Raw genomic sequence first — 13470 nt, 5'->3', positions numbered from 1 at the left:
CAATAAGTCCCTAAACTGTGATTAAAGCAAGTCAAAGCAGTTCATCAGGATAGTTCAGGTAGTTAAAACACAGTTGAGCGATAGTCAATGAAACAATCTCACATTGAAGTAACAGAACGCATCATCGAGCGCAGTCGACCGACCCGCAAGGCGTATTTGCAGCGTATTGATGATTATCTGAACCGTGAAAAAGGTCCGGATCGTCTGGGCTGTGCCAACGTGGCGCACGCATTTGCGGCGATGCCACAGAACGACAAGTTCAAGATTTACGCTGAAAAACCCACCCATATCGGGATCGTGACGGCTTACAACGAAATGTTGTCCGCCCATCAGCCCTATGTGAACTATCCCGATATCATTCGTGATGAAGCCCGCAAACATGGCGCAACCGTGCAAGTTGCCGGTGGCGTGCCTGCGATGTGTGATGGTATCACCCAGGGTGAACCAGGCATGGAGCTGAGCTTGTTCAGCCGCGATACCATTGCCATGAGTACAGCCGTCGCTTTGTCTCACGATGTATTCGATGCGTCATTGCTGTTGGGCGTGTGTGACAAGATCGTACCAGGCCTGTTAATCGGTGCTTTGCATTTTGGACACTTACCTTGTGTATTCGTCCCCGCGGGACCGATGAGCACCGGTATCGATAACACGTCCAAATCCAAAGTGCGTGAGAAATATGCGCAGGGTCTGTGTGACCGTGACGAACTGTTGGCCAGTGAGTCTGCTGCATATCACGGCGCTGGCACCTGTACTTTCTACGGTACTGCAAACAGTAACCAAATGTTGCTGGAAGCCATGGGGCTGCATGTGCCTGGCGCTGCTTTTATTCATCCACATGATGGGATGCGTGAAGACTTTACCCGTGAAGCTGTGCGCATGGTGATACAGAACACGCAGAAAAACAAATTTGTGCCAATTGGTCGTCTGGTCGATGAGCACGTCATTGTGAACGCCATGGTGGCTTTGCTGGCCACCGGTGGTTCAACCAACCACCTGATTCACTGGGTAGCTGTGGCACGTGCTGCGGGTATCGTGATCGACTGGACCGATTTCCATTATTTGGCCAGGGCGACGCCATTACTGGCCAGCGTTTACCCGAACGGTAAGGCTGACGTCAATGAATTCCAGGAAGCCGGTGGTCCAGGTTTCGTGATCCGCGAGCTGATCGAAGGCGGTTACATGTACCCTGATGTCTACACCGTCAGTGGCGGTGGCATGCGCGATTACGGTAAAAAGCCTGAAAAAGAGGCAGACAAGCTGGTTTGGAAAGATTACCCGGCAGAAAGTGGCGATGAAACCATCGTGCGTACCGCGGCGCATCCATTCAATGAGTCCGGCGGCTTGCGCTTGCTGAAGGGTAACCTTGGCCGTAGTGTGATCAAGATTTCTGCCGTGCCTGAAGATAGACATATCATTGAAGCGCCAGCCATTGTGTTTGATGCGCAGGAAGAACTGCTAGCTGCCTTTGACCGTGGCGAGCTGGAAAAAGACTTTATTGCCGTGGTGCGCTTCCAGGGCCCTAAAGCCAATGGTATGCCAGAGTTACACAAACTAACGCCACCGTTGGCTGTGCTGCAAAACAAAGGTTTCCGCGTGGCGATTGTGACTGATGGCCGTATGAGTGGTGCTTCCGGAAAGATCCCGGCAGCGATTCACTTAAGCCCTGAAGCCAGTGCTGGCGGCCCGATTTCTAAAATCCGCAGCGGTGACATTATTCGTTTGAATGGTACGGTCGGCCAGTTGAATGTACTGGTTGATGAAGATACTTGGGCTGAACGTGAGGCTGAAGAGTTGAGCGATGCCAAACGCCACCATAACGCGCATGGTCTAGGCCGTGAGTTGTTTGGCGGGATGCGCAGGAATGTACTGTCTGCCGAAGAAGGCGCAATTACTTGGTTGTAATTAAAACTTCGTCGCAATACGTTGTTGCAGTCGCTTGCCGTACTATTCGTACTGTCTTCGCTCTGCGCCTAGTCTTGCTTAGAAGTTTTAATTACAGAGATATCAAAAGTTTATTTCTTTAGAATTCAACTATTAATTAGGTAAATATTCATCACATGAGCACATTAGATTTAGCGAACCATGGCCCGGTCATCCCGGTAATTGTTATCAATAAAGTGGAAGATGCAGTGCCTATGGCAGAAGCATTGCTGGCGGGTGGCGTGAAGGTACTGGAAGTGACTCTGCGTTCACCAGTTGCCTTGCAAGCCATGGAGCAAATTGCCAAACACGTGCCTGATGCGATCCTTGGTTCAGGCACTGTGCGTAACTTGAAAGATGCGCAAGCTTCTAAAGATGTCGGCTGCCAGTTTGCCGTGAGCCCTGGTTACACGACTGAGTTAGGCCAGTTTGCCCGTAAAATCGGCCTGCCTTTGTTGCCAGGCGTGTCTACCGGTTCTGAAATCATGATGGCGAACGCTGATGATTACTACTTCCTGAAGTTGTTCCCGGCTGTGGCTGTAGGTGGTATCAACCTGTTGAAAGGTTTTGCCGGCCCGTTTGCCGATGTGAAATTCTGCCCAACCGGTGGCGTGAGTGTTGAAAGTGCACCACAGTTCCTGGCATTGCCTAACGTCGTGGTGTGTGGCGGTACCTGGTTAACGCCAAATGACGCCGTTGAGCGTAAAGACTGGGCGCATATCACTAAGCTGGCAAAAGAAGCCTCAGCGATCGTTGCGGCCAAATAATCCAGACTGCGCAAGTGTCGTGTCATAATTAAGTTCGTCACAATTAAGGTAAATCAAATCCGCTATAATCAAGGCTTGTAGTCATACAGGCCTTTTTTATTGCCCTCCGCTTATGTCCAAGTCTCTGAATCTCGAAAAATATAAAACCATTGTGCTGGATTGCGATGGCGTCGTGCTGAATAGCAACCAAACCAAGGTGGATGCTTATTACAATACTTCCAAACGTACCGGCGGGACTGATGCGCAGGCACAGGCGTTTGTTGATTACCATATCAAGTTGGGCAGCATTCCGCGCAATGATAAAATCCGTTATTACATCAGCGACATCCTGAAACAGCCTTTCAGCGAAACATTTTTTCAAACACTGATGGATACATTCACTGAAATCCTGGATGAAACGCTGATGCAATGCGAGGTTGCACCAGAGCTGGAGCATTTAAAAGAAAAAACCGCGCATGCCAAATGGATGCTGATGTCTGGCGGCGACCAGGCAGAGTTACGCAAGATTTTCCCACGCCGAGGGCTGGATCACCTGTTTGAACTGGGGATTTACGGCGGACCAACCAAAAAGAATGAACATCTGGCAAAGATGATTGCAGATGACACGATACAGTTCCCTGCATTGTTTATCGGCGACAGCCGCTTTGACCACCAGGCCTCTACCGGCGCTGGCCTGGACTTTGTGTTTGTCTCCGACTGGACAGATATGCCGGATTGGCAAAGCTACTGCAAACAACACCAGGTGACAGTGAGCCATCATCTGGAATTACAGCCTTACACAGACTTTTAAGTAGCGCGCTTGCGCCTTTTGAGTGAACAATGACACTAACTTATAATGCCGGTCATGACGACAGATAACAAACAAGTCACCATTCTGGTGCCTAACTATAAAACGCCGGAAATCACCAAGATCTGCATGCGCTTGCTGCGTCAATACACTGATTTCAGCCAGGTGGAAGTCATTGCGATCGATAACAACTCCCAAGATGCGTCGCTGGAGTATTTGCGTTCTTTACCCTGGGTGACCTTGATTGAGCGCCAGCCTGCACCTGACGATACGGTGCCGCTATCGCACTCGCGCGCGCTCGATCTGGCGTTAGCCAAAGTCACCACACCTTATGTGCTGTCTATTCATACTGATACTTTTGTGAAGCGTGCGGATTGGTTGCAGATGTTATTGCAGCCCTTCAAGGATGATCCCAAGCTGGCCGGTGTTGGCTCATGGAAGCTGGAATCCAAAACCACCTTGCAGCGCTGGGGCATCCGCTTCGAGCAATCCTGGAAAAAGGCGTTGCACCAATGGTTTGGTTATCGCGGCTATAACCCTAACCGGCTGGATGAGAGCAAATATTATTTACGCAGCCACTGCGCCATGTACCGTACGGATATCATCCGTGCATTGAACACCTGTTTTTCGGATGAGAATAAAACTGCCGGTATGGTCATGCACCAGAAAATGGTCGCCGCGGGTTATGAGATGCGCTTTCTGGACTCTGTGCAATTGGGTCAGTATGTAGACCATCTCAACCATGCCACGCTGATATTCAACCCGCAACTGGGCACTAGCGAAAAAAACATGCGTGAAGGCGCGAAACGCATCAATGCCAAATTGCGTGGCATAGACGGTGAAGCCATTCTTGCAGACAGCCGCCTGGATCGGTAAAAAAACATCATGACGAATCGTCTGCTCAGCCTGGCTTATTATTTGCCGCAATTCCACGAGATCGAAGAAAACAATCGCTGGTGGGGGGCAGGCTTTACCGAGTGGCAGCAGCTCAATACGGCAAAAACGTATTTTGACTGGCAGCAGATTCATAAGCCAGACACACCTTTTGGTGATTACAACCTATTGAATCCAGCCGTATTTGAGTGGCAGCAATCAGTGGCCCAGGCGCATGGTATTGATGGTTTCCTGGTATTTGATTACTGGTTTGGCCAGGGTAAAAAGTTACTCGAAAAGCCCATGCAACTGGTGCTGGATCAGCAGCTGGATTTCAAATATGCCTTCTGCTGGGCTAACCACACCTGGTATAACAAACGCGAAAATATCACGCTGCAGTTACAGCAATATCTGGGTGCTGAAGATTACACCGCTTACTTTGAGCAGTTGTTGCCGCATTTTCAGTCCGGCAATTACATCAAGGTAGATGGCAAACCGGTATTTTCAATTTTCAGCCCCAGGGATATTCCAGATCTTGAGGTGTTCATAGAGACTTTTAACCAATGTGCGTTGCAATATGGCTTCGCTGGCATTTACTGGCTGGCAGATAATACCGAGCCGCATCAGCCGTGGAAGAAATATTTTGATGGCTATAATAAGTCCGGCAGTATTTTTAAGTGGCGCAAACGGGATAACTGGTGGTCTTATATCCGTGAAAAACTGGCCAGGACCTTCCACTTCAAGCAACTGGGGCCATTTGTCTATCGCTATCAAGGGCTGGTGATAGATAACGATCCGTTATCTGAAGACCCGCACCAGATCCCTATCGTATTCACCGGTTGGGATACCACCCCGCGACATCTCAGGCGCGGTACCATTTTGAGCGGGTTTGACCCGCAATCTTTTGCCTTGCATCTGCAAAAGATTTATCTGCAATTGAGTCAGCGCCAGCAGCATTTACCAACCCAGGTGATTGTGATCAAATCATGGAACGAGTGGGCAGAAGGAAATGTGATAGAACCTGACCATGTGTGGCATGATGCTTTATTGAATCAATTTTTGCTATTTACCCAAAAGATTAAAAAATGATGCGCTTCTCTCTGCCGAAGATAGTCAATAATTTGATCTTCAAATTACGAAAATTCAGGTATCAGACCAGGGATGAACGGTCTGAGCATACATTGACCCTGACTTATCTATGCCCAAATGCAGAAAAAGCGTCGGGCGGCGTCAAGGTGATTTACCGGCATGTTTCGCTGATCAACAATATGCAGATGGCTGCAGTGAAAGCGCAGGTATTTCATCCAAAGGATGTGAATTTTCGCTGCGATGCGCCCTTTGCCAACCTGGATTTCAAGAAAAACTTTATCTTTAATAAAAAGCATGAAGTGTTTGTGATCCATGAGATGTGGGCCGCGCGCGAGGCGAAGATCTCCCGTGATAAAGGCATCAGGTACATCATACAAGTACAGGGCGGCTATGATATTTTTCGTAAAGCAGATATTGCTTCTGTCTACACGACCTACCAGCATGCAGAGCTGATTACCTGCGTCTCAGATGATATTTACGCATGCCTGGTATTTCTTTTCCCGGAGTTTGAGCAGAAAATTTACCGGCTGCATCTGTCTGTTGAAGAAAACCTGTTCAAGCCGGCGCTGCAAAAAGAGAACATCATCACTTATATGCCACGCAAGCTTGAGAAACATTCAACGCTGGTGCTGAATTATATCGCCAGAAAGCTGCCTGCCTCGTGGACGATTTTCCCCATCCAGAACATGAATCAGCAAGCAGTGGCTGAAACCTTATCCAGATCTAAAATATTCTTATCTTTTAGCGAGCTTGAAGGCCTGGGCCTGCCACCGATAGAAGCGGCATTGGCTGGCAATCTGGTGATTGGCTATACTGGTGAAGCGGGTAAGGAGTACTGGTTAGACGGGCAGTTTCATGAGGTGAAGTGTGGCGATATCCGCAGCTTTTCGGAAGTGATACTGAATAAAATCAAAGAAATCGATAGCGGGCATTTTGATTTTAATAAGATAAAAGAGAACATCACCACCCTGCAAGACAAATACTCCCCCATCAAGGAGCTGGCTGGTTTGCGCGGATTGGTCAATCAACTCACCAAGGGGTAGTAAAGTGCATACAGCCAGACATCACCTCGACTTAGGCTGTGGCGCTAAGCCCAGGAATCCTTTTTCGTATGAGGTGGTGTGTGGGATCGATCTGGTAGCGCATCCTATCGTAGCGCCAGATGTGGAAATTAAAACAGCCAACCTGTCTGTTGATCCCATCCCTTATCCGGATAACAGCTTTGATGCTGTTTCCGCATTTGATTTTATTGAGCATATTCCACGCATACTCAATGGTGGCGAGTACGGCACCCGTTTCCCCTTTATTGAATTAATGAACGAGATATGGCGCGTGTTAAAGCACGATGGTGTGTTTTATGCCCTGACGCCTGCTTATCCGAGCAAAGAAGCGTTTATCGACCCCACGCATGTAAACTTTATCACTGATGCAACGCATACCTATTTTTGTGAAGGGCGTTGCTATGGCAAAAACTATGGTTTTACCGGCCTGTTTAAAGCCAAACGCGTGGCGTGGGTCTATCCAAGGCTGCATTATCGTGCCAACGATGATTTTTCCACCAAGCTTAAAACTGTCTTCAGAAAACTAAAACTAAAACCGCAGACCCATGTGTTATGGGAGCTGCAAGCGATTAAACATGATTAACCACCGCAAACATTTACCGCTATACCTGGCGCTCGCGCTCGCTTTTATCACCTGTTGCCGCATTATCGGCATCCAGCATGGCTGGATCACCAATGACTCCATTCTTTACTTTGGAATGGCACACCATTTTGCCCTGGGTGATCCGCATCCGTTTGAAGGCTATAGCTGGGGCTTCTATCCTGCCCTGATTGCAGGCCTACATACAGTCAGCGGCCTGGACTTACAAACCTGTGCAAACTTACTGATTGTGGTCTTCTTCATGCTGCTGGTATGGGGGCTGATGCGCATGGTCAGCATTGCCGGGGGAAATGACTGGACGCAGTTTTATGCCGTGGCTTTGTTGCTGGGCTCTGGTTATATCGTGGGAAATATTTTACCGATGGCCAGCCGTGACCTTGGCTATTGGGCCATGATGATACATGCCGTTAATCAGCTGATTCTGTTCTACCAGCACGGGCGCTGGAAACAGGCCATTTACTGGCAGATATTTGTACTGCTGGCGACACTGTTCAGGATAGAGGGCGCGGTGCAGTGGCTGGTGCTACCGCTGGCCGGATTCATGATTTCACCGCCTGTGTCAGGGCGGTGGAAAAGAATCGCAGCGCCGTATTCCCTGTTAATGGTTGGTGGCCTGATTGCCCCATTTGTTTTACTGGCCATGCATATGAGTCTGGAAGACCTGGGCCGCGTCAAAGAACTTTTTACCGGGTTTAAAGATATCGAGATGAATGTCACCCAGGATATCGTGCATCGTGTCGGCATCATGCGCGACGCAGTGATTGGTGAACCATTCCAGGAGTACGCCTGGTTTACCTTCCTGCTGGCCTACTTTTCAATCGCCACGCTAAAGTGCCTGGGCGTGGCTGGCTGGGCGCCACCATTGCTGGTGCTGGCTGAAAAACATAGCATCAAGAAAAGCATGCAGCCGGTGGCATACCAGGTGCTGCTGTTTTTGTTGTTCGTCTCGTGGGTGATAGGCTGTTTAATTACCTTCAAGGTCAACCTGCTATCTGCGCGGTATGTGGCATTGTTCGGCTTCGTGCTGATTGTGTTTTCAAGTTTTGCAATACACAAACTATTGCATTACCCAAAAAACAAAATGGTGTATGCCAAAAAATTATTGTTGCTGCTGGTTGCCCTGATCGTACTTGCGGGGTATATCAACAACATCAAACCCAAAGGTGCCGATTTTTATTATGAAATTGATGCCGTTGCCTATGTTAAATCCAGGTTGCCAGCAGGCCAGCAGGCTTTTTACAGCTCGGCCAAGCAGCGCTTCTATGCCGATGCACCTTATGATGGCAGATTCGATCATGAGTGGGATTACCTGGCACAGCTAGTCACAGATGGACGCATCAGGCAATACAGTTATCTGGTGATTAAATTTGATGACACAGCAGAAGAACAAGCCAAGTTAAAAGTGTTTCAGCAGCAACTAACGGATTTTCAGCTGGATAAAACCTTCTATGGGCACAAGCATAAAAAACAGCTACTTGTGTTTAAACGTATTCACTAGTGTGGCGGATGCAGCAAGAAATGCTGCATTTTCTTTCTAAGGGTATCGGCTTTGGATGGACCAAGTGCTGCATGCTCAATGTAACTATCCACTAGCATGTCCCAGTTCGACGCGCCAAACGGTACATTCATCCTCGCATAGCGTGTCAAATGCCTGAAGCTGCGCAGACGTGTGCCGAACCAGAGTGCCCAAGGGTAAATCTTCATATCGGCAATATCAATCAATCCCATTTCGCCTTCCGGTGTCAGCACGATATTGCCCAGATGTAGTGAGCGGAAGTGAATGCCTTTGGCATGCAACTCAGCAATAAAGGTACCCAGTTGCTTGATATGTGCCGTTTGCAATTGCTGTCGATCAAGCAGGTCTTTCAGGGTATTGCCTGGCAAGGGCGCGTAATGCACGACAAAGGTATGGCTTAACGGCGCTGATGCGGTTTCAGAGTCGTTCATCGCCAGCGTATCATCCAGCAGCCGCGCATCTTTTACTTGATAGCAATTGATCACTTTAAGGGTGGGGATCCCTAATGCAGCGAGTGTACTGGCGTGCTTAGCGAATCGTTGCGCGTAACCCTGGAAACGTGCCCAGCTGAAGCGATGGCGCAGGCGGAACACTTTCAGGTAGTCGCCATTTGGCAATTGTAATACTTTGATGCCACGCGGGTCACGTTCAACGATACGTGCACCAGCCAGGTGTTGAGCTGTCAGCAGCGGATAAGTCATGCCTGTGGTGCTTGCGTGCTTAAAGCAAGATGCTGTATCACGCGCTCTGGCGGAATATGTTTTAAACAGTTGAGGTGGCCAAGCGGGCACACGCGCTCAAAACACGGGCTGCAGGATAATCCCAGATACTCAACCACTGCCTGTGGATGCATAGGCGGCGTGTGGCTGGGGTCAGAGGAGCCATAGATCGCAATCAGCTGCTTATCCAGCGCTGCTGCCACGTGCATCAGGCCAGAATCATTGCTGATCATGGTGTGGCAGGCAGACATTAGATCGATCGCTTCACCCAGCTTGGTCTTTCCGGCCAGGTCTACGCAACGCTGCTGTGTGTGTTGCTGGATCTGTGCGGTGACTGGCCGGTCTTTGTCTGAACCGAACAGCCATACCTGCCAGCCTTTGCTTAACGCAGCGTTGGCCACCTCGGCATAGTATTCCACCGGCCAGCGTTTAGCCTCGCCATATTCTGCGCCTGGACACAAGCCAAGCACACGGCCGGCTGAGGGCGCAATGCCATGTTGTTGCATCAATGCAGTGATCTTGGTGCGGTCAGCGGCCAATACTGGCAGTGGGAGCGAATGTGGGAGAACCGCATTCTTGGCGCGGCCGAGTGCTACAAAACGTTCCACGGTTTTTTTTAGGATGGACTTATCCAGCGGCCGCATGTCGTTGACCAGGCCATAACGCATTTCACCTTTAAAGCCTGTGCGGACAGGGATATTGGCTGCCCAGGGCAGGATGGCGGATTTCAGGCTGTTGGTCAGCAAAATGGCCTGTGTGTAGCCATGCTTTGCCAGTTGCTTGCCAAACCGGTAGCGCTCGCCTATGGCTAAATTCCCATGTTTGAAGGGCAGGGCAATCGCCTGCGTGACTTCCGGCATTCTTTCCAGCAGCGGCAGGGTCCAGGCCGGTGCTGCAACGTCAATCTGGCAATCCGGCTGGTCGATCTTGAGTTGTTTGAACAGGCTTTGTGCCAGCACCATGTCACCCACCCATGATGGGCCCATCACCAGGATCTTGTTCATACGTGCATTTTTTTAATCAGGTTAGTCGTACTGCGGCCTTCGACCAGGTCAATCAGCGCAATCTCACCGCCCCAGGCTAATACTTCCTGGCCGCCGACCACCTGGTCGGCGGTGTAGTCACTGCCTTTGGCGATCACATCTGGCCGAATGGCGTTGATCAAATTCAGCGGTGTATCTTCGTCAAATAAAATCACGGCATCCACAGATTCCAGCGCCGCCAATACACGTGCGCGGTCATTTTCATTGACCACGGGACGGGTAGGGCCCTTGAGGGCAGACACGGAACGATCGGTATTCAGGCCCAGCACTAATTTATCGCCACGTTTTTTAGCACCTTCGAGATAGGTGACATGACCTGCATGCAGCAAATCAAAGCAGCCATTGGTAAACACGATTTTTTGCCCTTGCTGCTTCCAGGCGGATACTTTTTGCAGCAAGTCCGGCAATTCGCTGACTTTGTGTGCCTGGGCGCTGCCTTGTGCACTTGCAAGTGCATAGACCAGGTCGGCTTTGGTAATCGGTACGGTGCCGACTTTGCCAACCACCACACCTGCGGCAATGTTGGCCAGGGATAAGCTTTCCAGGGGCGACAGGCCATGGATCAGGCCAGCCGCCAGTGTGGCGATCACGGTATCTCCGGCACCTGAAACATCAAAGACCTGTTTGGCGGTCGCGCCCAGGTGTTCGGTGTGGTCGGTGATCAGGCTAATGCCTTCTTCACCGCGTGTCACAGCCAGGAAATCCAGCGCTATACTGGCTTTCAATGCGCTGGCCTTTTCAATCAGCGCAGCATCGTTGACCTGGGTATCACAGGCTTCAGCGGTTTCTTTCTTGTTCGGTGTCAGCGCCGTCGCACCACGGTATTTGTGGTAATTACGGCCTTTAGGGTCAACCAGGACAGGGATTGTTTTAGCGCGGCAATCATGAATCACATGCTGGCAAATCTGCTCTGTGAGCAGGCCCTTTGCATAGTCTGACAGAATCACCAAGGCAGGTTGTTGCTCAAGCGCTGCCTGGATGGCCTGGATGGCCTGGCTTGCTTCGCTGGCTGTCAGCTCACTGGTGATTTCCTGATCCAGCCGCATCATCTGCTGATGCCCACCCAGAATACGGGTTTTGGCGATGGTCGGGCGCGTTGCCGTTTTGATCATGGCTTGCGTATCAATGCCATGGCTGTGCATGGCGTTTAATAATAATGATGCTTCATTGTCTTCGCCTATCAGCCCTATCATGCGCGTGTCTATGCCTAGCAAGGCGAGGTTGGCAGCCACATTGGCAGCACCACCGGCGCAATGCTGTTCGGATTTGATCAGTAGCACCGGCACCGGCGCTTCAGGCGAGATGCGGTTCACTTCGCCTATAAGATAGCGATCCAGCATCACATCGCCAATGACCAGCACATGCTGGTGCTTATCACCGAAATGTTGCACTAATGCTGCCAGGCTGGTATTCGTTTGCGTGCCAGTCATCAGGATTCCAGAATTTCACACAGGCTGTGGCCAATGAAAATGTGGGCTTCCTGGATACGGGCAGTCACATTCGAGGGCACGACGATATTGTATTTGCACAGATCATTTAACTTACCGCCACTACCACCGGTCAGACCTATGGTCGTCGCGCCAATCTCGTTCGCAGCCTCTATCGCCCTGACCACATTGGCGCTGTTGCCGCTGGTGGTGAGGCCGATCAGGATATCTTCCGGGCGGCATAAGGCTTCTACCTGCCGCGCAAAAATATAATCGTAGCCATAATCGTTGCCGACAGAAGTGAGTATGGAAGTGTCGGTGGTGAGTGCGATCGATGGCAGGCCTTTGCGCTCTTTCTTGAAGCGGCCAACGATTTCAGCCGCAATGTGCTGGCTATCTGCCGCACTGCCGCCATTGCCGCACAACAAAATTTTGCCACCTTGCTGGATACAGTTGCGGATGACAATGCCGACTTCACTGATGAGCGGGAATGTGGTTTTCAAGGCCTCAAACATGGCCATATGCGCCGCATGCTCGCCTTCCAGGTATTCAACATAGCTCATGATGTCGCCTTTAAATCAGTGGTTGTGTACGCATCAAATGCGGGCAATGGAATGAAATTGCAAGTGGAGGATAACAGGCGCATGGTTAGCAATAAGCATCTTCTTGCATTAAATACTGTTGCACATAATCTTTCACGCCTTCTTCCAGGCTGGTGAAAGGTTTTTTGTAGCCGGCATTGCGCAGCTTTTGCATTTCGGCCTGGGTGAAATACTGGTATTTCCCTTGCAGGTCCTGCGGCATATCAATGTAGGTAATATCCGGTTCGCGGGCCATACTGGTCATGACGTTGGTTGCCAGGTCTTTAAAGCTGCGTGCCTGGCCGGTGCCTATATTATAAATGGCACTGGTCGCCGGTTTTTGCTTGAGGGCCGCTTCCAGGAAAAAACCCATCACATCGGCGACGTCTTTCACATAGACAAAGTCACGCAACTGCATGCCATCTTCAACGTCTGCTTTCGTGCCTTTGAACAAGCGCATGGTACCGGTTTCACTGAACTGGTTAAAGGTGTGGAAAGCCACGCTGGCCATGCGTTCTTTGTGGTATTCGTTAGGGCCATACACATTAAAGAATTTAAATCCGGCCCAGGCAGGTGGTGCAGGCTGTTTCTGTTTCACCTGTTCAAGCACCCATTGGTCAAAGAAATGCTTGGAATAACCATAACCATTCAGCGGGCGTAAGCCTTCTATGCTGGCATCATCATAACCGTGCTCACCTGCGCCATAAGTGGCAGCAGAGCTGGCGTAAAAGAAAGGCACTTCATATTCGGCACACCAGGACCATAAGTCCTGCGAGTAGTGCATATTATCTGCAACCAGCTTGTTGAAGTCGCGTTCAGTGGTGGCGCTGATGGCGCCCATATGAATCACCGCTGTGACATCGTCATTGTCTTCCAGGAAATCGAACAGCTGGTCTTTGTCCAGGTATTCGGCATAATGCCTATGCACCAGGTTCTGCCACTGGTTCTCATGGGTGATGCGGTCAACAATGATCAGGTCTTGTCTGCCGAGCTTGGTATTCAAGTGCCAGGCCATGATAGAACCTATCATGCCTGCGCCACCGGTAATGACTATCATAAATGCATGTCAGACGCTGTAGTTCGCAT

At 50.2% G+C, this 13470-nt stretch carries 13 protein-coding genes; 8 read left to right on the top strand and 5 right to left on the bottom strand.

Features of this window, described 5'->3' with window-relative positions; translation table 11 throughout:
• Positions 1 to 87: 87 nt before the first annotated feature.
• The 8 genes from edd (at position 88) to ACSSVF_RS13970 (ending at position 8596) form a co-directional block, all read left to right on the top strand.
• A complete protein-coding gene (gene edd / locus ACSSVF_RS14005; RefSeq protein WP_492404268.1) occupies positions 88 to 1902 on the top strand; it encodes a phosphogluconate dehydratase in 1815 nt (604 codons plus the stop codon).
• Between the two features lie 155 nt (positions 1903 to 2057).
• Positions 2058 to 2687, top strand: a complete 630-nt coding sequence (eda, locus tag ACSSVF_RS14000; protein WP_379035619.1) for a bifunctional 4-hydroxy-2-oxoglutarate aldolase/2-dehydro-3-deoxy-phosphogluconate aldolase — start codon at positions 2058 to 2060, stop codon at positions 2685 to 2687.
• 112 nt (positions 2688 to 2799) lie between these two features.
• Positions 2800 to 3477: an HAD family hydrolase gene (locus ACSSVF_RS13995; RefSeq protein WP_492404267.1), complete on the top strand. Its 678-nt coding sequence runs from the start codon at positions 2800 to 2802 to the stop codon at positions 3475 to 3477.
• Positions 3478 to 3531: 54 nt separating this feature from the next.
• On the top strand, positions 3532 to 4350 hold the full coding sequence (locus tag ACSSVF_RS13990; protein ID WP_492404266.1) for a glycosyltransferase family 2 protein: 819 nt from the start codon (positions 3532 to 3534) through the stop codon (positions 4348 to 4350).
• Positions 4351 to 4359: 9 nt separating this feature from the next.
• Positions 4360 to 5436, top strand: a complete 1077-nt coding sequence (locus ACSSVF_RS13985) for a glycosyltransferase WbsX family protein (protein WP_492404264.1) — start codon at positions 4360 to 4362, stop codon at positions 5434 to 5436.
• Positions 5433 to 6479 (top strand): glycosyltransferase family protein, encoded by a 1047-nt coding sequence (locus tag ACSSVF_RS13980; RefSeq protein WP_492404262.1) that lies wholly within the window; start codon positions 5433 to 5435, stop codon positions 6477 to 6479. Before ACSSVF_RS13985 ends, ACSSVF_RS13980 begins: the two co-directional genes overlap by 4 nt.
• A 4-nt stretch (positions 6480 to 6483) precedes the next feature.
• Positions 6484 to 7080 (top strand): methyltransferase domain-containing protein, encoded by a 597-nt coding sequence (locus ACSSVF_RS13975; RefSeq protein WP_492404260.1) that lies wholly within the window; start codon positions 6484 to 6486, stop codon positions 7078 to 7080.
• Entirely contained in the window at positions 7073 to 8596 is a 1524-nt protein-coding gene (locus ACSSVF_RS13970; protein ID WP_492404258.1) for a hypothetical protein, read from the top strand. Before ACSSVF_RS13975 ends, ACSSVF_RS13970 begins: the two co-directional genes overlap by 8 nt.
• Here the strand turns inward: ACSSVF_RS13970 and ACSSVF_RS13965 are convergent.
• From ACSSVF_RS13965 to rfaD, 5 genes are all read right to left on the bottom strand, one after another.
• Complete coding sequence (locus tag ACSSVF_RS13965; RefSeq protein ID WP_492404256.1) at positions 8593 to 9315, bottom strand: BUD32 family EKC/KEOPS complex subunit; 723 nt, start codon at positions 9313 to 9315, stop codon at positions 8593 to 8595. The genes ACSSVF_RS13970 and ACSSVF_RS13965 overlap by 4 nt on opposite strands.
• Positions 9312 to 10337 (bottom strand): lipopolysaccharide heptosyltransferase II, encoded by a 1026-nt coding sequence (waaF, locus tag ACSSVF_RS13960; RefSeq protein ID WP_492404254.1) that lies wholly within the window; start codon positions 10335 to 10337, stop codon positions 9312 to 9314. Before waaF ends, ACSSVF_RS13965 begins: the two co-directional genes overlap by 4 nt.
• Positions 10334 to 11806, bottom strand: a complete 1473-nt coding sequence (rfaE1, locus tag ACSSVF_RS13955; RefSeq protein WP_492404253.1) for a D-glycero-beta-D-manno-heptose-7-phosphate kinase — start codon at positions 11804 to 11806, stop codon at positions 10334 to 10336. The genes waaF and rfaE1 overlap by 4 nt, the downstream gene beginning before the upstream one ends.
• Positions 11806 to 12366, bottom strand: a complete 561-nt coding sequence (gene gmhA / locus ACSSVF_RS13950; RefSeq protein ID WP_492404252.1) for a D-sedoheptulose 7-phosphate isomerase — start codon at positions 12364 to 12366, stop codon at positions 11806 to 11808. The genes rfaE1 and gmhA overlap by 1 nt, the downstream gene beginning before the upstream one ends.
• A gap of 85 nt (positions 12367 to 12451) precedes the next feature.
• On the bottom strand, positions 12452 to 13441 hold the full coding sequence (gene rfaD, locus ACSSVF_RS13945; protein WP_492404251.1) for an ADP-glyceromanno-heptose 6-epimerase: 990 nt from the start codon (positions 13439 to 13441) through the stop codon (positions 12452 to 12454).
• Positions 13442 to 13470: the final 29 nt, after the last annotated feature.

Source organism: Methylophilus sp. E2MeOHC9 (genome assembly GCF_058744375.1).
The sequence above is the reverse complement of the archived record's forward strand: the minus strand, read 5'-3'. Positions and strand labels throughout refer to the sequence as shown.

What these genes read in the sequence shown, in the direction of transcription:
- rfaD (WP_492404251.1), bottom strand. Translation starts at nt 13,441, where the DNA reads ATGATAGTCATTACCGGTGGCGCAGGCATGATAGGTTCTATCATGGCC.
- edd (WP_492404268.1), top strand. Translation starts at nt 88, where the DNA reads ATGAAACAATCTCACATTGAAGTAACAGAACGCATCATCGAGCGCAGT.
- ACSSVF_RS13970 (WP_492404258.1), top strand. Translation starts at nt 7,073, where the DNA reads ATGATTAACCACCGCAAACATTTACCGCTATACCTGGCGCTCGCGCTC.
- ACSSVF_RS13990 (WP_492404266.1), top strand. Translation starts at nt 3,532, where the DNA reads ATGACGACAGATAACAAACAAGTCACCATTCTGGTGCCTAACTATAAA.
- eda (WP_379035619.1), top strand. Translation starts at nt 2,058, where the DNA reads ATGAGCACATTAGATTTAGCGAACCATGGCCCGGTCATCCCGGTAATT.
- ACSSVF_RS13995 (WP_492404267.1), top strand. Translation starts at nt 2,800, where the DNA reads ATGTCCAAGTCTCTGAATCTCGAAAAATATAAAACCATTGTGCTGGAT.
- waaF (WP_492404254.1), bottom strand. Translation starts at nt 10,337, where the DNA reads ATGAACAAGATCCTGGTGATGGGCCCATCATGGGTGGGTGACATGGTG.
- rfaE1 (WP_492404253.1), bottom strand. Translation starts at nt 11,806, where the DNA reads ATGACTGGCACGCAAACGAATACCAGCCTGGCAGCATTAGTGCAACAT.
- ACSSVF_RS13965 (WP_492404256.1), bottom strand. Translation starts at nt 9,315, where the DNA reads ATGACTTATCCGCTGCTGACAGCTCAACACCTGGCTGGTGCACGTATC.
- ACSSVF_RS13985 (WP_492404264.1), top strand. Translation starts at nt 4,360, where the DNA reads ATGACGAATCGTCTGCTCAGCCTGGCTTATTATTTGCCGCAATTCCAC.
- gmhA (WP_492404252.1), bottom strand. Translation starts at nt 12,366, where the DNA reads ATGAGCTATGTTGAATACCTGGAAGGCGAGCATGCGGCGCATATGGCC.
- ACSSVF_RS13980 (WP_492404262.1), top strand. Translation starts at nt 5,433, where the DNA reads ATGATGCGCTTCTCTCTGCCGAAGATAGTCAATAATTTGATCTTCAAA.